Annotated in this window: 17 protein-coding genes; all 17 read right to left on the reverse strand. The window is 71.6% G+C overall.

Translation table 11 applies throughout. From position 1 onward, the window contains the following. Positions 1-66 precede the first annotated feature (66 nt). The 17 genes from ACLWS4_RS20745 to ACLWS4_RS20825 all read right to left on the reverse strand — a co-directional run bounded on the left by ACLWS4_RS20745 (position 67) and on the right by ACLWS4_RS20825 (position 21,370). On the reverse strand, positions 67-1,122 hold the full coding sequence (locus ACLWS4_RS20745) for a 2-oxoacid:ferredoxin oxidoreductase subunit beta (RefSeq protein WP_416874875.1): 1,056 nt from the start codon (positions 1,120-1,122) through the stop codon (positions 67-69). Then, on the reverse strand, positions 1,119-3,116 hold the full coding sequence (locus ACLWS4_RS20750; protein WP_380718634.1) for a 2-oxoacid:acceptor oxidoreductase subunit alpha: 1,998 nt from the start codon (positions 3,114-3,116) through the stop codon (positions 1,119-1,121). Before ACLWS4_RS20750 ends, ACLWS4_RS20745 begins: the two co-directional genes overlap by 4 nt. 277 nt (positions 3,117-3,393) lie before the next feature. Beyond that, positions 3,394-4,056, reverse strand: coding sequence for a response regulator transcription factor (locus ACLWS4_RS20755; protein ID WP_049652547.1), 663 nt, complete (start codon positions 4,054-4,056; stop codon positions 3,394-3,396). Between the two features lie 182 nt (positions 4,057-4,238). Next, on the reverse strand, positions 4,239-5,249 hold the full coding sequence (locus ACLWS4_RS20760; protein ID WP_049652569.1) for a polyprenyl synthetase family protein: 1,011 nt from the start codon (positions 5,247-5,249) through the stop codon (positions 4,239-4,241). A 311-nt stretch (positions 5,250-5,560) separates the two neighbouring features. Further along, positions 5,561-7,198 carry an NADH-quinone oxidoreductase subunit NuoN gene (nuoN, locus tag ACLWS4_RS20765; protein ID WP_049652549.1) on the reverse strand — a complete coding sequence of 546 codons (1,638 nt, stop codon included), beginning with the start codon at positions 7,196-7,198 and terminating at the stop codon, positions 5,561-5,563. Continuing rightward, entirely contained in the window at positions 7,195-8,814 is a 1,620-nt protein-coding gene (locus ACLWS4_RS20770; protein ID WP_074005526.1) for an NADH-quinone oxidoreductase subunit M, read from the reverse strand. Before ACLWS4_RS20770 ends, nuoN begins: the two co-directional genes overlap by 4 nt. A gap of 34 nt (positions 8,815-8,848) precedes the next feature. Next, positions 8,849-10,744 (reverse strand): NADH-quinone oxidoreductase subunit L, encoded by a 1,896-nt coding sequence (gene nuoL / locus ACLWS4_RS20775; protein ID WP_416874876.1) that lies wholly within the window; start codon positions 10,742-10,744, stop codon positions 8,849-8,851. Between the two features lie 14 nt (positions 10,745-10,758). Next, the gene (gene nuoK, locus ACLWS4_RS20780) at positions 10,759-11,058 is read right to left on the reverse strand and encodes an NADH-quinone oxidoreductase subunit NuoK (RefSeq protein WP_049652557.1); all 300 of its coding nucleotides are present in this window, start codon (positions 11,056-11,058) and stop codon (positions 10,759-10,761) included. Next, positions 11,055-12,038 carry an NADH-quinone oxidoreductase subunit J gene (locus ACLWS4_RS20785; protein WP_079272762.1) on the reverse strand — a complete coding sequence of 328 codons (984 nt, stop codon included), beginning with the start codon at positions 12,036-12,038 and terminating at the stop codon, positions 11,055-11,057. Before ACLWS4_RS20785 ends, nuoK begins: the two co-directional genes overlap by 4 nt. After that, positions 12,038-12,646 (reverse strand): NADH-quinone oxidoreductase subunit NuoI, encoded by a 609-nt coding sequence (nuoI, locus tag ACLWS4_RS20790; protein WP_387972607.1) that lies wholly within the window; start codon positions 12,644-12,646, stop codon positions 12,038-12,040. The genes ACLWS4_RS20785 and nuoI overlap by 1 nt, the downstream gene beginning before the upstream one ends. A 6-nt stretch (positions 12,647-12,652) precedes the next feature. Then, positions 12,653-14,008 carry an NADH-quinone oxidoreductase subunit NuoH gene (gene nuoH, locus ACLWS4_RS20795; RefSeq protein WP_375876368.1) on the reverse strand — a complete coding sequence of 452 codons (1,356 nt, stop codon included), beginning with the start codon at positions 14,006-14,008 and terminating at the stop codon, positions 12,653-12,655. Next, entirely contained in the window at positions 14,005-16,566 is a 2,562-nt protein-coding gene (locus ACLWS4_RS20800; protein WP_416874877.1) for an NADH-quinone oxidoreductase subunit G, read from the reverse strand. Before ACLWS4_RS20800 ends, nuoH begins: the two co-directional genes overlap by 4 nt. Beyond that, a complete protein-coding gene (nuoF, locus tag ACLWS4_RS20805) occupies positions 16,563-17,924 on the reverse strand; it encodes an NADH-quinone oxidoreductase subunit NuoF (protein ID WP_049651165.1) in 1,362 nt (453 codons plus the stop codon). The genes ACLWS4_RS20800 and nuoF overlap by 4 nt, the downstream gene beginning before the upstream one ends. Further along, a complete protein-coding gene (gene nuoE, locus ACLWS4_RS20810; protein ID WP_416874878.1) occupies positions 17,924-18,769 on the reverse strand; it encodes an NADH-quinone oxidoreductase subunit NuoE in 846 nt (281 codons plus the stop codon). The genes nuoF and nuoE overlap by 1 nt, the downstream gene beginning before the upstream one ends. Continuing rightward, entirely contained in the window at positions 18,766-20,106 is a 1,341-nt protein-coding gene (locus ACLWS4_RS20815) for an NADH-quinone oxidoreductase subunit D (RefSeq protein WP_049651167.1), read from the reverse strand. Before ACLWS4_RS20815 ends, nuoE begins: the two co-directional genes overlap by 4 nt. After that, positions 20,106-20,819, reverse strand: coding sequence for an NADH-quinone oxidoreductase subunit C (locus tag ACLWS4_RS20820; RefSeq protein WP_074005521.1), 714 nt, complete (start codon positions 20,817-20,819; stop codon positions 20,106-20,108). The genes ACLWS4_RS20815 and ACLWS4_RS20820 overlap by 1 nt, the downstream gene beginning before the upstream one ends. Further along, positions 20,816-21,370, reverse strand: coding sequence for a NuoB/complex I 20 kDa subunit family protein (locus ACLWS4_RS20825; RefSeq protein WP_074005520.1), 555 nt, complete (start codon positions 21,368-21,370; stop codon positions 20,816-20,818). The genes ACLWS4_RS20820 and ACLWS4_RS20825 overlap by 4 nt, the downstream gene beginning before the upstream one ends. Between the last annotated feature and the right edge of the window lie 44 nt (positions 21,371-21,414).

Raw genomic sequence — 21,414 nt, forward strand, 5'->3', positions numbered from 1 at the left:
GGCGACGACGCCCCCTGTCCCGGTCGGGACAGGGGGCGTCGCTCGCTCCGACGGACGGTCGGACGGTCAGTCCACCGTCCAGGTGTCGTTGCCGGCGAGCAGCGTGGCCAGGTCGCCCGGGCCGCGCCCGTCGGTGGCGGTGGCCAGCTGGCTCGCCATCAGCTCGTCGTAGACCGGCCGTTCGACGCTGCGCAGCACGCCGATCGGCGTGTGGTGCAGGGTGTCCGCGTCGGCGATCCGGGAGAGCGCGAAGGCGGTGGCGGGGCTGGCCGCGTGCGCGTCGTGGACCAGGACGTCCGCCTCGTTGTCCGCCGTGACCGGGGCGGTGAACAGCTCGCCGTCCGGGCCCCGGAAGACGCCGTTCGCCAGGTCCGTGCCGAAGCGGGCGGCCTTCCCGTGCTCCAGCCGGATCAGCGCCTCGTCCCGGCTGCCCGGGTCCTTCAGCACCTCGAAGGCGCCGTCGTTGAAGATGTTGCAGTTCTGGTAGATCTCCACCAGCGCCGTGCCCTGGTGCTCGGCGGCCGCCCGCAACACCGACTGGAGGTGCTGGCGGTCCGAGTCGATGGTGCGCGCGACGAAGGTGGCCTCGGCGCCGATCGCCAGCGACAGCGGGTTGAACGGCGCGTCCAGCGAGCCCATCGGGGTGGACTTGGTGATCTTGCCGAGCTCACTGGTGGGCGAGTACTGGCCCTTGGTGAGGCCGTAGATACGGTTGTTGAACAACAGGATCTTCAAATTGACGTTCCGCCGCAGGGCGTGGATCAGGTGGTTGCCGCCGATCGACAGCGCGTCGCCGTCACCCGTCACCACCCAGACGCTCAGGTCCTGGCGCGAGGTGGCCAGCCCGGTCGCGATCGCCGGCGCCCGGCCGTGGATCGAGTGCACCCCGTAGGTATTCATGTAGTACGGGAAGCGCGAGGAGCAGCCGATGCCGGAGACGAACACCGTGTTCTCGCGCCTGATGCCCAGCTCCGGCATGAAGGACTGCACCGCCGCCAGGATCGCGTAGTCCCCGCAGCCCGGGCACCAGCGCACCTCCTGGTCGGTCTTGAAGTCCCGGGCGCTCTGCGGGCCTTCGGCCTTGGGCACCAGTCGCAGGGACGGGAAGGCACGCTCGCTCATCGGTGGTCCTCCTCGTCCAGGGTGCCGATCGCGGCCCACAGCACGTCCGCCAACTGGGCCGCCTTGAAGGGCAGTCCGCGCACCTGGTTGTAGGACTCGGCGTCCACCAGGTACTTCGCCCGCAGCAGCAGGGCCAGCTGCCCCAGGTTCATCTCGGGAACGATGATCTTCTCGTAACTCCGCAGCACCGAGCCCAGGTTGGCCGGGAACGGGTTGAGGTTGCGCAGGTGCGCCTGGGCGACCTCGCCGCCGTCCGCGCGCACCCGGCGCACCGCGGCGGTGATCGGCCCGTACGTCGAGCCCCAGCCGAGCACCAGCACCCGGGCGTCGCCGCTCGGGTCGTCCACCTCGACCGGCTTCACCGTGATGCCGTCGACCTTGGCCTGCCGGGTGCGGACCATGAAGTCGTGGTTGGCCGGGTCGTAGGAGATGTTGCCGGTGCCGTCCTGCTTCTCGATGCCGCCGATCCGGTGCTCCAGGCCGGGCGTGCCGGGCAGCGCCCAGGGCCTGGCCAGGGTCCGCGGATCGCGCAGGTACGGCCAGAAGGCACCGTCCTCGCGGTTCGGGCCGGTGGCGAACTCCGGGTCGATCTCCGGCAGTTCGTCGACCTCGGGGATCCGCCAGGGCTCCGAGCCGTTGGCCAGGTAGCCGTCCGAGAGCAGGAACACCGGGGTGCGGTAGGTGACCGCGATCCGGGCCGCCTCCAGCGCCGCGTCGAAGCACTCCGCGGGCGTGGCCGGGGCGACGATCGGCACCGGCGCCTCGCCGTTGCGCCCGAACATCGCCTGCAGCAGGTCCGCCTGCTCGGTCTTGGTCGGCAGGCCGGTGGACGGGCCGCCGCGCTGGATGTCCACGACCAGCAGCGGCAGTTCGAGCGAGACGGCCAGGCCGATCGTCTCGGACTTCAGCGCGACACCCGGCCCGGAGGTGGTGGTCACCCCGAGCGCCCCGCCGAAGGCGGCACCGAGCGCCGCGCCGACACCGGCGATCTCGTCCTCCGCCTGGAAGGTGCGCACCCCGAAGTCCTTGTGCCGGCTCAGCTCGTGCAGGATGTCCGAGGCCGGGGTGATCGGGTAGGAGCCCAGGTACAGCGGGAGGCCGGAGCGCCGCGAGGCGGCGATCAGCCCGTAGGACAGCGCCAGGTTGCCGGAGATGTTGCGGTAGCGCCCGGCCGGGAGCCTGGCCGGCGGCACCTCGTAGGAGACGGCGAAGGACTCGGTGGTCTCGCCGAAGTTCCAGCCCGCCCGGAAGGCGGTGATGTTCGCCTCGGCGATCTGCGGCTTCTTGGCGAACTTGGTGCGCAGGAACGACTCCGTCCCGTGCGTGGGCCGGTGGTACATCCAGGACAGCAGGCCCAGGGCGAACATGTTCTTCGCCCGCTCGGCGTCCTTGCGGGCCAGGCCGCTGTCCTTGAGCGCCTCCAGGGTCAGCGTGGTCAGCGGCACCTTGTGCAGGTGGAAGCCGTCCAGCGAGCCGTCGCCCAGCGGGTCCGCCGGGTAACCGACCTTGGCCAGCGCCCGCTTGGTGAACTCGTCGGTGTTGACGATGATCTCGGCACCGCGCGGCAGGTCCGGCACGTTCGCCTTCAGCGCGGCCGGGTTCATCGCGACCAGCACGTTCGGGGCGTCGCCCGGGGTCAGGATGTCGTGGTCCGCGAAGTGCAGTTGGAAGGACGAGACGCCCGGCAGGGTGCCGGCGGGCGCCCGGATCTCGGCCGGGAAGTTCGGCAGCGTGGACAGGTCGTTGCCGAAGGACGCCGTCTCCGAGGTGAAACGGTCACCGGTCAGCTGCATGCCGTCACCGGAGTCGCCGGCGAAGCGAATGATCACCCGATCGAGTCTGCGGATGGGCTTGCCCGGCTTCACCGGAGGGCCGCCCGGGCCGGGCGGTCCGGCGGACGCGTCCGCACCCGCGTGCGCGTCTCCGCTCCCGGCGCGGGCCTCGTCGCCGTCCGGGCCGTCCACTGCCTCTGACTGATCGACCTGACTGGTCACTGCCGCGGACCTCCTCGTGGGCGCACCACCGCGGGCGCGGCCCCGTGCCCCGTCCGCCTGGTGCACCTCTCGCATCCTATGCGGGCCGACCCGACGGCGACCGGAAGCACGGCAGTTATTTCACCGGCCCGCGGCTGCACCGCACATGAACGTCAACGCCCGCCCGCCGGAGATCATTCCGGCTCGGACGGGCGGGCGCGAGCACCTCACGGGCGCATGGCCGAGATGCGCTCCCGGGGGCGCGCCCCGGGCGCCGGGGCGACGGAACCGGAGGGCGTCAGGAGTTGAGGTAGGTGAGCACGGCCAGCACCCGGCGGTGGTCCTCGGCGCTCTGAGCCAGTCCCAGCTTGAGGAAGATGTTGCTGACGTGCTTCTCCACCGCGCCGTCGGAGACCACCAGCTGCTTGGCCACCGCGGCGTTGGTGCGGCCCTCCGCCATCAGACCGAGCACCTCGCGCTCGCGCGGCGTGAGATTGGCCAGAACGTCGCCCTTGCGGCTGCGGCTGAGGAGCTGCTGCACCACCTCCGGGTCCAGCGCGGTGCCGCCCTCGGCGACCCGGACCACCGCGTCGGCGAACTCGCGCACCTCGGCGACCCGGTCCTTCAGCAGGTACCCCACGCCCCGGGTCGAGCCGGCCAGCAGCTCCGAGGCGTAGCGCTCCTCCACGAACTGCGACAGCACCAGCACACCCAGCTGCGGGTAACGGGCGCGCAGTTCCACGCAGGCGCGCAGGCCCTCGTCGGTGTGGTTCGGGGGCATCCGCACGTCGGAGACCACGACGTCCGGCAGGGCGTCGGCGGCGGCCAGGTCGTGGATGGTCTTCACCAGGGCGTCTCCGTCACCGACCCCGGCGACGACCTCCAGGCCGCGATCGGTGAGCAGCCGGGTCAGCCCCTCCCTGAGCAGTACGGAGTCCTCGGCGATGACGACGCGACGCATAACGACCTTCCGGGCAGGCGTGTGCTGACGGAAGTCAGTCTCCCCCATCCCGGGGCGGGCGGAGGGTCCGGGACGGGCCACCTCTCGGCCCGGCCCGGACGGCTCCCGGCGGTCCCGCCCGGCGCGGGGTCCCCCATCGTGCGGGGCCTCACCCGGAGCGGGGTCCTCCCCGGAGCGGGGCCTCACATCGTGCGGATCGCCACCGCGTCGCAGAGGCCCTCCAGGGCGGCCTTCGCGGCGCAGTCCGGCAGCGGCGCGAGCAGCGCCCGGGCCTCCTCGGCCCGGCGCAGGGTCTCGGCGCGGGCGCGCTCCAGCGCGGGGTGGGCCCGCAGCAGGCGCAGCGCCTCGGCGTGCAGGTCGTCGTCGGAGAGGTCCTGGTCGAGCAGTTCGCGCAGCCGGGCGTCGTCCGGGTCGGCCGGGTCGGCGGGCATCTGCTGCAGCAGCAGGGTCGGCAGGGTCGGCACGCCCTCGCGCAGGTCGGTGCCGGGGGTCTTGCCGGACTCGTGGCCGTCGCTGGCGATGTCGAGCACGTCGTCGGCCAGCTGGAAGGCGATGCCGATCCGCTCGCCGAACTCGCCGAGGGTGTCCACCAGCTCGCGCTCGGCACCGGCCATCAGCGCTCCTATCCGGCAGGAGACGGCGATCAGCGAGCCGGTCTTGCCCTCCAGGACGTCCAGGTAGTGCAGCAGCGGGTCCATGTCCTGGCCCGGGCCGCGGGTCTCCAGGATCTGGCCGGTGACCAGCCGCTCGAAGGCCTCGGCCTGCATCCGCACGGCCTCCGGGCCGAGGTCGGAGAGCACCTGGGAGGCACGGGAGAACAGGAAGTCGCCGGTGAGGATGGCGACCGAGTTGTCCCAGCGGGAGTTGGCGCTCGGGGCGCCCCGGCGCACCGGCGCCTCGTCCATGACGTCGTCGTGGTAGAGCGTGGCCAGGTGGGTCAGTTCGACCACCACGGCGGCGGGCACCACGCCGGGCGCCCCCGGGTCGCCGAACTGGGCGGCCAGCAGCAGGAGCAGCGGGCGGAAGCGCTTGCCGCCGGCCTCGAGGAGGTGACTGGCGGTGACGGTGATGAACGGGACGTCGCTCTTGACGGCCTCACCGAGCGCCGCCTCCACAGCGTCCAGTCCGGCCTGGACGTCCCGGGTCAGGTCGCGGTCCTGCACGCTGAGCCCGAAGGGTTCCACGACGGTCACGAAGACCACTCCTCTGTCCCTGGTCGATCTAGCGGCCTGGTCCCTGAGTGCCGCCGCTGGCCATACAGGCAGGGTATCCGGTCGCGAGTGGATCACTGCACGGGCGTGCGGATCCTGTCATGATCGGGCTTGATGCCCTGGTCAGGGCGGCTGCGCGGGCCGGACGGCGGTGGGGGCGAATTCGGCTGGTAATAAAGGTGGGAGAGCCCCCGGAACTCCCCCGACCCCGGCACCCGACACAGACCCGTCCGGGCCGCGCGGGCTGAGCGCGGCCCGGACGGGGCCCTGGTCGGAGGCGGTGGGCGTAAAGGTCAGCGCACGAACAGCGAGGCCTTGGAGGCGAGGTCGAGGAAGTACTGCGGCAGCAGTCCGAGACCCAGCGTGACCAGCACCCCCACCCCGATCGCGGTCGCCGTGAAGGCGCTCGGGACCGCCACCGTGGGGCCCCCCGGCTGGGGGTCCGAGAAGAACATCAGCACGATGACCCGGATGTAGAAGAACGCGGCCACCGCCGAGCTCAGCACACCGACCACCACCAGCGGGGTCGCCCCGCCGCTGGCCGCGGCCTGGAACACCGCGAACTTCCCGGTGAACCCGGAGGTCAGCGGAATCCCGGCGAAGGCCAGCAGGAACAGCGCGAACACCGCCGCCACCAGCGGCGAGCGCCGCCCGAGGCCGGCCCAGCTGGACAGGTGGGTCGCCTCGCCCTTGGAGTCGCGCACCAGCGTCACCACCGCGAACGCGCCGAGCGTCACGAAGGAGTACGCCAGCAGGTAGAACAGCACCGAGGAGATGCCCTGCTTGTTGACGGCGATCACGCCGGTCAGGATGAACCCCGCGTGCGCGATCGAGGAGTACGCCAGCAGGCGCTTGACGTCCTGCTGGGTCACCGCGAGCACCGCGCCCACCACCATGGTGAGGATCGCGACGCCCCACATCACCGGCCGCCAGTCCAGCCGCAGGCCCGGGAAGGCCACGTAGAACAGCCGCAGGAAGGCCCCGAAGGCCGCGACCTTGGTGGCCGCCGCCATGAAACCGGTCACCGGGGTCGGCGCGCCCTGGTAGACGTCCGGGGTCCAGGAGTGGAAGGGCACCGCGGCGACCTTGAACAGCAGGCCGACCGCCAGCATCGCCAGTCCGGTCAGCACCAGCGCGTCGCTCTGGGTGGTGCTCAGCTGCGCGGGGGTGGTCATCGCCTTGCCGGAGATGACGTCCCCGATGTCGCCGAGCTTCACGCTGCCCGCGTAGCCGTACAGCAGCGCGGTGCCGAACAGGAAGAACGCCGAGGCGAAGGCGCCGAGCAGGAAGTACTTGACCGCCGCCTCCTGGGAGAGCAGCCGGCGGCGCCGGGCCAGCGCGCACAGCAGGTACAGCGGCAGCGAGAAGACCTCCAGCGCCACGAACATGGTCAGCAGGTCGTTGGCGGCGGGGAACAGCAGCATGCCGCCGACCGCGAACATGGTGAGCGGGAAGACCTCGCTGGTGGCGAAGCCGGCCCGGACCGCGGCCCGCTCCTGCTCGCCGCCGGGGGTGGCGGCGGCCTGGGCGGCGAAGGCGTCGGCGGGCAGGCCGCCGGCCTTGGGCTCCAGCCTCCGCTCGGCGTAGGTGAGCACCGCGACCACCGAGGCCAGCAGGATCACGCCCTGGAGGAACAGCGCCGGGCCGTCCATCGCGACGGACTCCATGGCCAGCAGGTCGATCCGGGTGAAGCCGTGGCTCTGCACGGCCAGCACCACCACGGCGACGAAGGCGCCGACCAGCCCGGCCAGGGCGAGCGTCACCTGGGTCCAGTGCCGGTACCGGCGGGGCACGAAGGCCTCCACCAGGACGCCGGCCACGGCGGCCGCGAACACCACGAGCATCGGGGAGAGCTGGCCGTACTCGATGTGCGGCGCCGGGATGCTGGGGGTGTTGCCGCCGGCGGCGGCGAGCACTGCGGTGGCACTCACTTCTGCTCACCTCCTGAGGTGGCGGCGACCGGGTGGGCCGGCGCCGGGTCGGTCTGGTGGACCTGCGAGAGCGTCGCGTTCACCGAGGGGTTGACCAGGTCGGTGAGCGGCTTCGGGTAGACGCCGAGCAGGATGGTCAGCGCCACCAACGGGCCTACCACGGCGAGTTCGCGGGCCTTGAGGTCGGGCATCGTGCGCACCCCGTCCTTCACCGGGCCGGTCATGGTGCGCTGGTACAGCAGCAGGGCGTACAGCGCGGCCAGCACGATGCCGAAGGTGGCCACGATCCCGATCGCCGGGTAGCGGGTGAAGGTGCCCACCAGGACCAGGAACTCGCTGACGAACGGGGCCAGCCCGGGCAGCGACAGGGTGGCCAGACTGCCGATCAGGAACGTCCCGGCCAGCACCGGGGCGACCTTCTGCACGCCGCCGTAGTCGGCGATCAGCCGCGAGCCGCGACGGGAGATCAGGAAGCCGGCCACCAGCATCCACGCCGCCGTGGACAGGCCGTGGTTCACCATGTAGAGGGTCGCGCCGCTCTGGCCCTGGCTGGTCAGGGCGAAGACGCCCATGATGATGAAGCCGAAGTGCGAGATCGAGGCGTACGCCACCAGCCGCTTGATGTCCTTCTGGCCGATCGCCAACAGCGCGCCGTAGACGATCCCGATCAGCGCGAGGACCAGGATCGCCGGGGCGAAGGTCTTCGAGGCGTTCGGGAACAGCCCGAGGCAGAAGCGCAGCATCGCGAAGGTGCCGACCTTGTCCACCACCGCGGTGATCAGCACCGCGGTGCCGGCGGTGGACTCGCCCATCGCGTTCGGCAGCCAGGTGTGCAGCGGCCAGAGCGGGGCCTTCACCGCGAAGGCGAAGAAGAAGCCCAGGAACAGCGCCTTCTCGGCGGTGCCGGTCAGCTGGAGCCGGCCGTCGGCGATCGCCGAGGTCAGCGTCGGCAGGTCGAAGGTGCCGAAGCCCTGGTCCTGCGCCGTCACGTACAGGCCGATCACGGCGGCCAGCATCACCAGGCCGCCGAGCAGGTTGTAGAGCAGGAACTTCACGGCCGCGTAGGAGCGCTGACGCGCCGACTCGGGGCCGCCCGCCCGGTCGCCGAAGCCGCCGATCAGGAAGTACATCGGGATCAGCATGGCTTCGAAGAACACGTAGAACACGAAGACGTCGGTGGCGTAGAAGGAGACGACCACCATCGCCTCCACCGCCAGGATCAGGGCGAAGAAGGCCTGGGTGCGGCGCTTGTTCTCGAAGGTGCCGTCCGGCCCGGCCGGCGCCGGGTCGGCGTCGTGCCAGGAGGCGAGGATCACCAGCGGCACGAGCACGGCGGTGAGCAGGGCGAGCACCGCGCCGATGCCGTCCACGCCGAGCGAGAAGGTGATGCCGAAGGAGCGGATCCAGCTGTACGACTCGTTCAGCTGGAAGCGGGCGCCGTGCGGGTCGAACCGGGCCGCCACCACGGCGGCCAGCACCAGGGTGACGGCCGAGGCGCCCAGCGCGACGGCCTTGGTGGTCCTGCGCCGGCTCTCGGAGGACCCGGCGGGCAGCGCGGCCGTCAGCACCGCGCCGGCCGCCGGGACGGCGCACGTGGCGGTCAACAGGAAGCTCATGGCCTGGCCCCCCAACGGATATCAGGACGAGTCATCACGTGGACCTCATCAGGAGAGTCATGGCGACCAGCACCAGCGTGCCGCCGAACATGGAGAGCGCGTACGAGCGGACGTAGCCGTTCTGGACCCGCCGCAGCCGGCCGGAGAGCCCGCCGATCCCGGCGGCCAGGCCGTTGACCACGCCGTCCAGGCCGCGGCTGTCGAAGAAGACCAGCGCCGCGGCGAGCGCCGAGCCCGGCCGCACCAGCACCGCGTGGTTGAAGTCGTCCTGCAGCAGGTCGCGGCGGGCGGCCCGGGTGAGCGGGGAGCCGACCGGCGGCACCACCGGGACCGGCGAGCGCCCGTACACCAGGTACGCGAGGCCGACGCCGGCCAGCATGCAGGCCGTGGTCAGCAGGGTGACGGTCAGCGGGGCGAGCGGGGAGTTGCCCTCCTCGTGCCCGGTGACCGGCTCCAGCCACTTCAGGAAGGAGTCGTTGAAGGCGAACAGTCCGCCCGCGAAGACCGAGCCGAAGGCCAGCAGGACCATCGGGACGGTCATCGTCCGCGGCGACTCGTGCGGGTGCGGGGCGTTGCCCGCCGCGTCCGGCTGCCAGCGCTTCTCGCCGAAGAAGGTCAGCACCATGACCCTGGTCATGTAGAACGCGGTGACCGCCGCGCCGACCAGCGCGCACCCCCCGAGGATCCAGCCCTCGGTGCCGCCCTTGGCGAAGGCCGCCTCGATGATCTTGTCCTTGGAGAAGAAGCCGGACAGGCCCGGGAAGCCGATGATCGCCAGGTAGCCGAGACCGAAGGTGACGAAGGTGACCGGCATGTACTTCCGCAGGCCGCCGTAGTGACGCATGTTCACCTCGTCGTTCATGCCGTGCATGACCGACCCGGCGCCGAGGAACAGCCCGGCCTTGAAGAAGCCGTGGGTCACCAGGTGCATGATCGCGAAGGCGTAGCCGATCGGGCCGAGCCCGGCCGCCAGCACCATGTAGCCGATCTGCGACATCGTCGAGCCGGCCAGCGCCTTCTTGATGTCGTCCTTGGCGCAACCGACGATCGCACCGAACAGCAGCGTGACCGCGCCGACCACCACCACGGCGGTCTGCGCGTCCGGCGCCAGGTCGAAGACCGCCGAGGAGCGGGTGATCAGGTAGACGCCCGCGGTCACCATGGTGGCCGCGTGGATCAGCGCCGACACCGGGGTCGGGCCCTCCATCGCGTCCCCGAGCCAGGACTGCAGCGGCACCTGCGCCGACTTGCCGCAGGCCGCCAGCAGCAGCATCAGGCCGATCGCCGTCAGCTTGCCCTCGCTCGCCTGGTGGGCACCGCCGAAGACCGGGTCGAAGGCGAAGGAGCCGAACTCGGCGAACATCAGCATGATCGCGATGGACAGGCCCATGTCGCCGACCCGGTTGACGATGAAGGCCTTCTTCGCCGCCGTCGCCGCACTCGGCTTGTGCTGCCAGAAGCCGATCAGGAGGTACGAGGCCAGGCCCACGCCCTCCCAGCCGAAGTACAGCAGCAGGTAGTTGTCCGCGACCACCAGCAGCAGCATGGCGGCCAGGAACAGGTTCAGGTACGCGAAGAAGCGGCGCCGGCGCTCGTCGTGCGCCATGTAGCCGACCGAGTAGAGGTGGATCAGCGTGCCGACACCGGTGATCAGCAGGACGAAGGTCATCGACAGCTGGTCGAGCCGGAAGGAGATATCGGCCTGGAAGCCGTTCACCGGGATCCAGCTGAACAGGTGCCGGGTGACCGCCCGGTGCTCGGCGTCACGGCCGAGCATGTCCGAGAACAGGGCCAGGCCGAAGCCGAACGAGAGCGCCGCGAGCGCGGTGGCCAGCCAGTGGCCGAAGCGGTCCAGCGCCCGGCCGCCGAGCAGCAGCAGGGCGGCGCCCGCCAGTGGAGCCGCCACCAGCAGCGGAATGAGAGATTTCACCGAGGGCCCTCCGCCTACAGCTTCATCAGGTTGCTGTCGTCGACCGAAGCGGAGTGCCTGGTCCGGAAGATGGAGACGATGATGGCGAGGCCGACCACGACCTCGGCCGCCGCGACCACCATCGTGAAGAACGCGATGATCTGGCCGTCCAAGGTCCCGTGCAGCCGGGAGAAGGTCACCAGGGCGAGGTTCGAGGCGTTCAGCATCAGCTCCACGCACATGAACAGCACGATCGCGTTGCGTCGGACCAGCACCCCGGCCGCTCCGATGGTGAACAACAGGGCCGACAGGTAGAGGTAGTTGACCGGGTTCACTCCGCGCCCTCCTCGTCGGCCGGGTGCTTCACGTTGTTCGCCGGCACCGGCCCGCCGTTCGCCGGCCCGTTCGCCGACCCCTTCGCCGTCACCGCCCCGCCGTTCGCCGGCAGCGGGGCGCCGTTGGCCGGCACCGGCTCCAGCGACTTGCGCGGGGCCTTCACGGCCGGCCGCTCCGAGGACGGACGGCCCAGCCAGTCCGCCGTGCTGTTCTCCAGCTCCGCCATCCGCCGCAGCATCGCCTGGCTGACGTCCCGGACCTGGCCGCGCTCGCGCAGCGTCGCCATCACCGAGTCCTCGGCGATCGTGCCGTCCGGCAGCAGCCCCGGCACGTCCACCGCGTTGTGCCGGGCGTACACGCCCGGCGCCGGCAGCGGCGGCAGCTGGATGTTGTCCACAACCCGCTGCGCCGCCAGCTCGCGCTGCGTCTTCGGCGCCTTCACGTGCTCCCGGTGGGTCAGCACCATCGCGCCGATCGCCGCGGTGATCAGCAGCGCGCCGGTGACCTCGAAGGCCCACACGTAGCGGGTGAAGATCAGCCGGGCCAGGCCCGGCACGTTGCCCTCGGCGTTCGCCTCGGACAGCCCGGTGAAGTGGTCCAGCTTCGCGTTGGCGATCCCGGCGATCAGCAGCACGCCGAAGCCCAGCCCGCACAGCGCCGCGGCGAACCGCTGGCCCTTCAGCTGCTCCTTCAGCGAGTCCTCGCCGGTGACGCCGACCAGCATCACCACGAACAGGAACAGCATCATGATCGCGCCGGTGTAGACCACGATCTGCACCACGCCCAGGAACACCGCGCCCTGGGCCATGTAACAGACCGCCAGCGCCATCATGGTGGCCGCCAGGCAGAGCGCGCTGTGCACGGCCTTGCGCATCAGCACCATGCCGAGCGCACCGCCGACCGCGATCACCGCGAGCACCCAGAACTGGACGGCCTCGCCCGTCGAGGTCGTCCCGGTCGCCTCCGCCAGCCGCGCGATCACTGCTGCACCTCCTTGTCCCGCTCGGTGCGCTCCTGCTGGACCGTCCCCGGCGCCGCCGAGGTGACCTCGCCCCGGTAGTACGCGCCCTCGTCGGTGCCCGGGAAGATCGCGTGCGGGGTGTCGACCATGCCCTCGGACAGGCCCACCAGCAGCTGCTCCTTGGTGAAGATGAGGTCCCGTCGGGAGGAGTCGGCCAGCTCGTACTCGTTGGTCATGGTCAGCGCCCTGGTCGGGCAGGCCTCGATGCACAGCCCGCACAGGATGCAGCGGGCGTAGTTGATCTGGTACACCGCGCCGTAGCGCTCACCCGGGGAGTAGCGCTCCTCGTCCCGGTTGTCCGCGCCCTCCACGTAGATCGCGTCGGCCGGGCAGGCCCACGCGCACAGCTCGCAGCCGACGCACTTCTCCAGGCCGTCCGGGTGCCGGTTCAGCTGGTGGCGGCCGTGGAAGCGCGGAGCGGTGGGCTTCTTCTGCTCCGGGTACTGCTCGGTGAGCCGCTTCTTGAACATGGCCTTGAAGGTCACGCCGAAGCCGGCGGCCGGGCCGAGGATCGACGGACGGTCGCCCCGTTCGGCGTGGCCCGTTCGATCGGACTGGTCGGACATCTCGGTTCAGCTCCCTTCGGAATGGTCGGCCCCGTTGAGGGCGTCCTGGAGTTGCTTCGGGGCACGGCTGCGGCGGCGCGGCACCGGCGGGAGCACCTGGCCGGGCAGCGGCGGGACGGGGTAGCCGCCCGCCATCGGGTCGAACTCCCCCCCGTCCTTCGGCCGGGCCGGGCCCGCGCCGGGCGGGGCCTCCCCGGACTCCGGCTGCTTCCTCAGGAAGTCCCGCAGCAGCGCCAGCAGCAGCACCGCCCCGACCGGGGCGCCCACGTACAGCACCACCTGGCCGAAGCCGTAGCCCTCGTTGCGCAGCGCCCGCACGCTCGCGATCAGCACCAGCCACACCAGCGAGACCGGGATCAGCACCTTCCAGCCCAGCTTCATGAACTGGTCGTAGCGGAGCCGGGGCAGCGTGCCGCGCAGCCAGATGAAGAAGAACAGCAGCAGCTGGATCTTCAGCGTGATCCACAGCATCGGCCACCAGCCGTGGTTGGCGCCCTCCCAGAAGGTCGTCACCGGCCACGGGGCCCGCCAGCCGCCCAGGAAGAGGGTCGAGGCCACCGCCGAGACCGTCACCATGTTCACGTACTCGGCCAGCATGAACATCGCGAACTTCAGCGAGGAGTACTCGGTGTTGAAGCCGCCGACCAGCTCGCCCTCGGCCTCCGGCAGGTCGAACGGCGCCCGGTTGGTCTCGCCGACCATCGCGATGATGTAGACGATGAACGACACCGGCAGCAGCGCCGCGAACCAGGTCGGCTGCTGGTGCGCCACGATCTCCGAGGTCGACATCGAGCCCGAGTAGATGAACACCGCCGCGAAGGACAGGCCCATCGCGATCTCGTAGCTGATCATCTGCGCGGACGAGCGCAGCCCGCCCAGCAGCGGGTACGTCGAACCCGAGGACCAGCCGGCCAGCACGATGCCGTAGATGCCCACCGAGGCCGTCGCCAGGACGTACAGCAGCGCGACCGGGAAGTCCGTCAGCTGGAGCGGCGTACGGGTGCCGAAGATCGACACCTCGTTGCCGGCCGGACCGAACGGGATCACCGCGAAGGCCATGAACGCGGGGATGGCGCAGACGATCGGGGCCAGGATGTAGACCACCTTGTCCGAGCCCTTGACCACCAGGTCTTCCTTCAGCGCCAGCTTCACGCCGTCCGCCAGCGACTGCAGCAGGCCCCACGGGCCGTGCCGGTTGGGCCCGATGCGCAGCTGCATCCAGGCCACCACCTTGCGCTCCCAGACGATCGCGATCAGCACCGTCAGGACCAGGAAGGCGAAGCAGAACACCGCCTTCAGCAGCACCAGCCACCACGGGTCCTGCCCGAAGAAGTGGAGCGTCTCGTACGGCTGCGACGTCATCGGTCCTCCCCTGTGCCGTCGTCGGCGGTCTCGTCCGCGGCCCCGGGTTCGGAGCCGGCCCCGGGTTCGGGTCCGACTTCGGGTCCGGGTCCGACTTCGGACTCGGGTTCCGACTCGGCCGCGGCGATCGTGACCAGGTGGCCGACGGTGGTGCCGAGCGCGCGGTGGGCACCGCCCGGCGTGGAGTCCAGCGGGACCCAGACCGTGCGGTCCGGGATCGAGTCGGTGACCTCCAGCGGCAGGGTCAGCGATCCGGCCGGACCGGTCAGCCGCAGCTCCTCGGCCGCCTCGGCGCCGATCTCCTTGGCCGTCTCCGCCGAGATCCGGGCCACCGCCCGGTGCCGGGTGCCCGCCAGGTGCGGGTCCCCCTGCTGCAGCACGCCGTTGTCCAGCAGCAGGCGCCAACCCGCCAGCACCGCCTGGCCGGTGGCCGGTCGGGGCAGCAGGCCCGGGTGCGCCGCCGGGTCGGCCGTGCGGTCGCCCTCCCAGGGGGCGAAGCGGTCCAGCTCCAGCCGGGCCGCCCGGACGTCCGGCAGGCCCAGCCGGTGGCCCAGCGCGTCGGCCAGCATGCCCAGCACCCGCAGGTCCGGCTGGAGGTGGCGGCCCATCTGCTGGTCCGGCTTGAGCGCCGACTCGAACATCCGCACCCGGCCCTCCCAGTCCAGGAAGGTGCCGGCCTTCTCCGCCACCGCCGCCACCGGCAGCACCACGTCGGCCCGCGCCGTCACCGCCGAGGGCCGCAGCTCCAGCGACACCAGGAACGGCACCGCCGCCAGCGCCTCGTCGGCCAGCGCCGGATCCGGCAGGTCGTCCGGGTCCACGCCGCCGACCAGCAGCGCGTCCAACTCGCCCGCCACGGCCGCCGCCAGGATCCCGTCGGTGTCCCGGCCCGGCCGCGACGGCGGTTCGGCCCCGCCCCACACCGCCGCCGCCTCCGCCCGGGCCGCCGGAACGGCCACCGGACGCCCGCCGGGCAGCAGGCCCGGCAGCACGCCCGCCTCGACGGCCCCGCGCTCACCGGCCCGGCGCGGCACCCAGGCGAGCCTCGCGCCCGTCGCGTGCGCCAGCCGCAGCACCGCCGTCAGCCCGCCCGGGACGGCGGCCAGCCGCTCGCCCGCCAGGATCACCGCGCCCGGGGTGCGCAACAGTTCGGCCGCCCGGCCCGCGTCGTCGTTCAGCGGCTCGTCCGCCGCCAGCGCCGCGAACCACTCCGGCTCGGTGCCGGGGGCGGCCGGCAGCAGCGCCCCGCGCAGCTTCGCCAGGCCCCGGGAGCCGAACGCGGCCACCGAGAACACCTTCAGGCCCGTCGCCCGGGTCGCCTTGCGCAGCCGCAGGAAGACGATCGGCGACTCCTCCTCCGGCTCGAAGCCCGCCAGCAGCACCGCCGGAGCCCGGTCGAGGTCCTCGTACGCCACCCCGGTGCCGTCCACGTCGACGCCCCGCCCGGCCACCGCCGCGGCCAGGAAGTCCGCCTCCTCGCCGCTGTGCGGGCGGGCCCGGAAGTCCACGTCGTTGGTGCCCAGCACCACCCGCGCGAACTTCCCGTACGCGTAGGCGTCCTCAACCGTCACCCGGCCGCCGGCCAGCACCCCCGCCCGGACCCCGCGCAGCCCCTCGGCCGCCCGGGCCAGCGCCTCCGGCCAGGAGGCCGGCACCAGCTCGCCGTCCACCCGCACCAGCGGGGTGGTCAGCCGGTCGCGCTGCTGGGCGTAGCGGAAGGCGAAGCGGCCCTTGTCGCAGTTCCACTCCTCGTTCACCGCCGGGTCCTCGCCCGCCAGCCGGCGCAGCACCTTGCCGCGCCGGTGGTCGGTGCGCTGCGCGCAGCCCGAGGCGCAGTGCTCGCACACGCTCGGCGAGGAGACCAGGTCGAAGGGGCGCGAGCGGAACCGGTACGCCGCCGAGGTGAGCGCGCCCACCGGGCAGATCTGGATGGTGTTCCCGGAGAAGTACGACTCGAAGTCGTCGCCCTCGCCGGTGCCGACCTGCTGCAGCGCCCCGCGCTCCACCAGGTCGATGAACGGGTCCCCGGCGATCTGCTGCGAGAAGCGGGTGCAGCGCGCGCACAGCACGCAGCGCTCGCGGTCCAGCAGCACCTGGCTGCTGATCGGCACCGGCTTCTCGTAGGTGCGCTTCATCCCCTCGAAGCGGGAGTCGGCGGCGCCGCTGCTCATCGCCTGGTTCTGCAGCGGGCACTCACCGCCCTTGTCGCAGACCGGGCAGTCCAGCGGGTGGTTGATCAGCAGCAGCTCCATCACGCCGCGCTGGGCCTTCTCGGCCACCGGCGAGCTGAGCTGGGTGCGCACCACCATGCCCTCGGCCACCGGGATGGTGCAGGAGGCGACCGGCTTGCGCTGGCCCTCGACCTCGACGATGCACTGGCGGCAGGCGCCGGCCGGGTCGAGCAGCGGGTGGTCGCAGAAGCGCGGGATCTGGGTGCCGATGGTCTCGGCGGCCCTGATCACCAACGTTCCCTTGGGGACCCGCACTTCGACGCCGTCGATGGTGAGCGTGACCAGTTCGACCGCTGTCTCGGAGGCCGTTGGCTCTGTGATCGTCACGCGTGCACCTCCCTTTCGGTGGCGGACTGGTGGCCGGGGCGGGGGCCGTCGGCCCAGACGGTGGAGGCGGCCGGGTCGAACGGGCAGCGGCGCTCGGCCAGGTGCTGCTCGTACTCGGCCCGGAAGTGCTGGAGCGAGGAGACGATCGGACTGGCCGCGCCGTCGCCCAGGGCGCAGAAGGACTTGCCGTTGATGTTGTCGGCGATGTCGAGGAGCTTCTCCAGGTCCCCGTCGACGCCCTGGCCCGCCTCGATCCGCTTGAGCAGCTGGACCAGCCAGTAGGTGCCCTCGCGGCAGGGGGTGCACTTGCCGCAGGACTCGTGGGCGTAGAACTCCGTCCAGCGGGTGACGGCCCGCACCACGCAGGTGGTCTCGTCGAAGACCTGGAGCGCCTTGGTGCCGAGCATCGAGCCGGCCGCCCCGACGCCCTCGTAGTCCAGCGGGACGTCGAGGTGCTCGTCGGTGAACATCGGGGTGGAGGAGCCGCCTGGGGTCCAGAACTTCAGCCGGTGCCCGGCGCGGACGCCGCCGCTGAGGTCGAGCAGCTGGCGCAGCGTGACGCCGAGCGGGGCCTCGTACTGGCCGGGGTTGGTGACGTGGCCGGAGAGCGAGTAGAGCGTGAAGCCGGGGGACTTCTCGGTGCCCAGGGCCTTGAACCACTCCTTGCCGCGGGACAGGATCGGCGGCACCGAGGCGATCGACTCGACGTTGTTGACCACCGTCGGGCAGGCGTACAGGCCGGCGATGGCCGGGAACGGGGGCCGCAGCCTGGGCTGGCCGCGGCGGCCCTCCAGCGAGTCCAGCAGCGCCGTCTCCTCGCCGCAGATGTAGGCGCCGGCGCCGGCGTGCACGGTGATGTCCAGGTCGACGCCCGAGCCGAGGATGTTCCGGCCCAGCAGCCCCGCCCCGTACGCCTCGGCGACGGCCGCGTGCAGCCGGCGCAGCACCGGGACGACCTCGCCGCGCAGGTAGATGAAGGCGTGGTCGCAGCGGATCGCGTAGGAGGCGATGATCATGCCCTCGATCAGCGCGTGCGGGTTGGCGAACAGCAGCGGGATGTCCTTGCAGGTGCCCGGCTCGGACTCGTCCGCGTTGACCACCAGGTAGTGCGGCTTGCCGTCGTTCTGCGGGATGAACTGCCACTTCATCCCGGTGGGGAAGCCGGCGCCGCCGCGGCCGCGCAGGCCGGAGTCCTTGACCAGGGCGATCACGTCGTCCGGCGGCATGGCGAGGGCCGCCTTGAGGCCCTCGTAGCCGTGGTGGCGGCGGTAGGTGTCGAGCGTCCAGGGGCGGCTGTCGTCCCAGGAGTCGGACAGGACCGGGGTGAGCAGCTTCTCGGCCGGCTCGGCGGAGGTCATCACGCTTCGCTCCCTTCCTGGCCGTTGCCCGCCTGGGTGGTGCCCGCTTGGCCGTTGGCCGCCTGGCCGTTGCCTGCCTGGCCGTTGGCCTCGGGGCGGGGTGCGTCGGGGCGGGGGGATTCGGGGCGCGGGGCGACCACCTTGGTGCCGGGGGTGCCGGGCAGCGCCTCGCCGCGGGCCAGCCGCAGGCCGGCCAGGGAGGGCGCGCCGCCGGCGCCGGACTCGTCGTTGGCCCCCGGGCGCTCGTCGGGGAAGCCGGCCAGGATCCGGGCGGTCTCCTTGAAGCCGCACAGCCGGGCACCGCGGGTGGGGCGGACCTCTCGGCCGGCCCGCAGGTCGTCGACCAGCTGCCGGGCGCTGTCCGGGGTCTGGTTGTCGAAGAACTCCCAGTTGACCATCACCACGGGCGCGTAGTCGCAGGCCGCGTTGCACTCGATGTGCTCGATCGAGACCTCGCCGTCCTCGGTGGTCTCGTTGTTGCGGACGCCCAGGTGCTCCTGGAGCTCGGCGAAGATCTGGTCGCCGCCGAGCACCGCGCACAGGGTGTTGGTGCAGACCCCGACGTGGTACTTCCCGGCCGGGCGACGCCGGTACATGGTGTAGAAGGTCGCGACCGCGGTGACCTCGGCGGTGGTGAGGTCCAGCTGTTCGGCGCAGAAGCGGATCCCGGTCGGGCTGACGAAGCCCTCCTCCGCCTGCACCAGGTGCAGCAGCGGCAGCAGCGCCGAGCGGGCCTGCGGGTAGCGGGCGATCAGCTCGGCGGCGTCGGCGGCCAGCCGGGCACGCACCTCCTCGGGGTACGGTGCGGCCGGCAGTGCCGGCAGTCCGAGTTCGACGTTGGTCACCGGTCCACGCCTCCCATCACCGGGTCGATCCCGGCCACCGCGACGATCACGTCGGCCACCTGGCCGCCCTCGCACATCGCCGCCATCGTCTGCAGATTGGTGAACGACGGGTCCCGGAAGTGGACCCGGTACGGACGCGTCCCGCCGTCGCTGACCACGTGCACGCCCAGCTCGCCCTTGGGCGACTCGACCGCCGCGTACGCCTGGCCGACCGGGACCCGGAAGCCCTCGGTGACCAGCTTGAAGTGGTGGATCAGGGCCTCCATCGAGGTGCCCATGATCTTGCGGATGTGGTCGAGGGAGTTGCCCATCCCGTCCGGGCCGACGGCCAGTTGGGCCGGCCAGGCGATCTTCTTGTCGGCCACCATGACCGGGCCGGGCCGCAGCCGGTCCAGGCACTGCTCGACGATCCGCAGCGACTGCTTCATCTCCTCCAGGCGGATCAGGAAGCGGCCGTAGGAGTCGGCGCTCTCCGCGATCGCGACCTCGAAGTCGTAGTCCTGGTACCCGCAGTACGGGTCGGTCTTGCGCAGGTCGTGCGGCAGGCCGGTGGCGCGCAGGATCGGGCCGGTGGCGCCGAGGGCCAGGCAGCCGGGCAGGTCCAGGAAGCCGACGTCGACCAGGCGGGCCTTGAACACCGGGTTGCCGGTGGCGAGTTTGTCGTACTCGTGCATCCGGGAGCGGAAGACCTTGACCGCCTCGCGGATCTGGTCGACCGCGCCGGGCGGCAGGTCCTGGGCGAGGCCGCCGGGGCGCACGTACGCGTGGTTCATGCGCAGGCCGGTGACCAGCTCGAAGACGTCCAGGATCAGTTCGCGGTCCCGGAAGCCGTAGATCATCAGGGTGGTGGAGCCGATCTCCATGCCGCCGGTGGCCAGGCAGACCAGGTGCGAGGCGATCCGGTTGAGCTCCATCATCATCACCCGGATGACGTTGGCGCGGTCCGGGACGTCGCCGGTGATGCCGAGCAGCTTCTCGACCGCCAGGCAGTAGGCCGTCTCGTTGAACAGCGGGGTCAGGTAGTCCATGCGGGTCACGAAGGTGGTGCCCTGGACCCAGCTGCGGAACTCCATGTTCTTCTCGATGCCGGTGTGGAGGTAGCCGATGCCGCAGCGGGCCTCCTTCACCGTCTCGCCGTCGATCTCCAGGATCAGCCGCAGCACGCCGTGGGTGGACGGGTGCTGGGGGCCCATGTTGACGATGATGCGCTCGTCGTCGGCCCGGCCGACCGCCTCGACCACCTCGCCCCAGTCGCCGCCGGTGACGGTGAAGACCCGGCCCTCGGTGGTCTCGCGGGCGTCGGCTTCCTCGGTCTCTCCATAGTGCTGGGTGTTCATCAGCTGTACGACCTCCGCTGGTCGGGAGCCGGGATCTGGGCGCCCTTGTACTCGACGGGGATGCCGCCGAGCGGGTAGTCCTTGCGCTGCGGGTGGCCCAGCCAGTCGTCCGGCATCATGATCCGGGTGAGCGCCGGGTGGCCCTCGAAGACCAGGCCGAAGAAGTCGTAGGCCTCGCGCTCGTGCCAGTCGTTGGTCGGGTAGACGCTCACCACGGAGGGGACGCGCGGATCGGCGTCGGGCGCGGTGACCTCCAACCGGATCAGCCGGCCGTGGGTGATCGAGCGCAGGTGGTAGACCGCGTGCAGCTCGCGGCCCTTGTCGCCGGGGTAGTGCACGCCGCTCACCCCCAGGCAGAGCTCGAAGCGCAGCGCCGGGTCGTCGCGCAGGATCCGGGCGGTCCTCAGCAGGTGGTCGCGCTCGATGTGGAAGGTGATCTCGCCGCGGTCGACCACCGTCCTCTCGATCACCTCGACCGGGTCCAGGCCCTGCTCCTCCAGGGCGCCCTCCAGCTCGTCGGCGACCTCGTCGAACCAGCCGCCGTACGGGCGTTCACTCGGACCGGGCAGCACGATCGGGGCGGCCAGACCGCCGAAGCCGGAGGTGTCGCCACTGCCCTCGGCACCGAACATGCCCTGGCGGCGGCCGACCACCTCGACCGGGATCTCGCGGACCGGCTGCTCGCGGCGGGTCTCGGGTACCTGCTCGTTCATCGCAGCTGCCCCCGCATCTCGCTGATCGGGGTGGCCTTGAGGGCGAGCGCCTCGCCGAGCTCCTCGGCCCGGCGCCTGTTCACGCCCAGCGGCTCGTGCTGGATCTTGTCGTGCAGCTTCAGGATGGCGTCCATCAGCATCTCCGGACGGGGCGGACAGCCGGGCAGGTAGATGTCCACCGGGACGATGTGGTCGACGCCCTGGACGATCGCGTAGTTGTTGAACATCCCGCCGGACGAGGCGCAGACACCCATCGAGATGACCCACTTGGGGTTGGGCATCTGGTCGTACACCTGGCGCAGCACCGGGGCCATCTTCTGACTCACCCGGCCCGCCACGATCATCAGATCGGCCTGCCGGGGGGAGCCCCGGAAGACCTCCATGCCGAACCGGGCCAGGTCGTAGCGGCCCGCCCCGGTGGTCATCATCTCGATCGCGCAGCAGGCCAGACCGAAGGTGGCCGGGAAGAGTGACGCCTTGCGCACCCAGCCGGCGGCCGTCTCCACGGTCGTGAGCAGAAAGCCGCTCGGCAGCTTCTCCTCGATTCCCATCAGATCCCTCTCAATGCCCTCAAGTCCTCTGATACGTGGGCCGG

This window comes from Kitasatospora sp. SC0581 (assembly GCF_048159585.1).
Taxonomy (GTDB): Bacteria; Actinomycetota; Actinomycetes; order Streptomycetales; family Streptomycetaceae; genus Kitasatospora.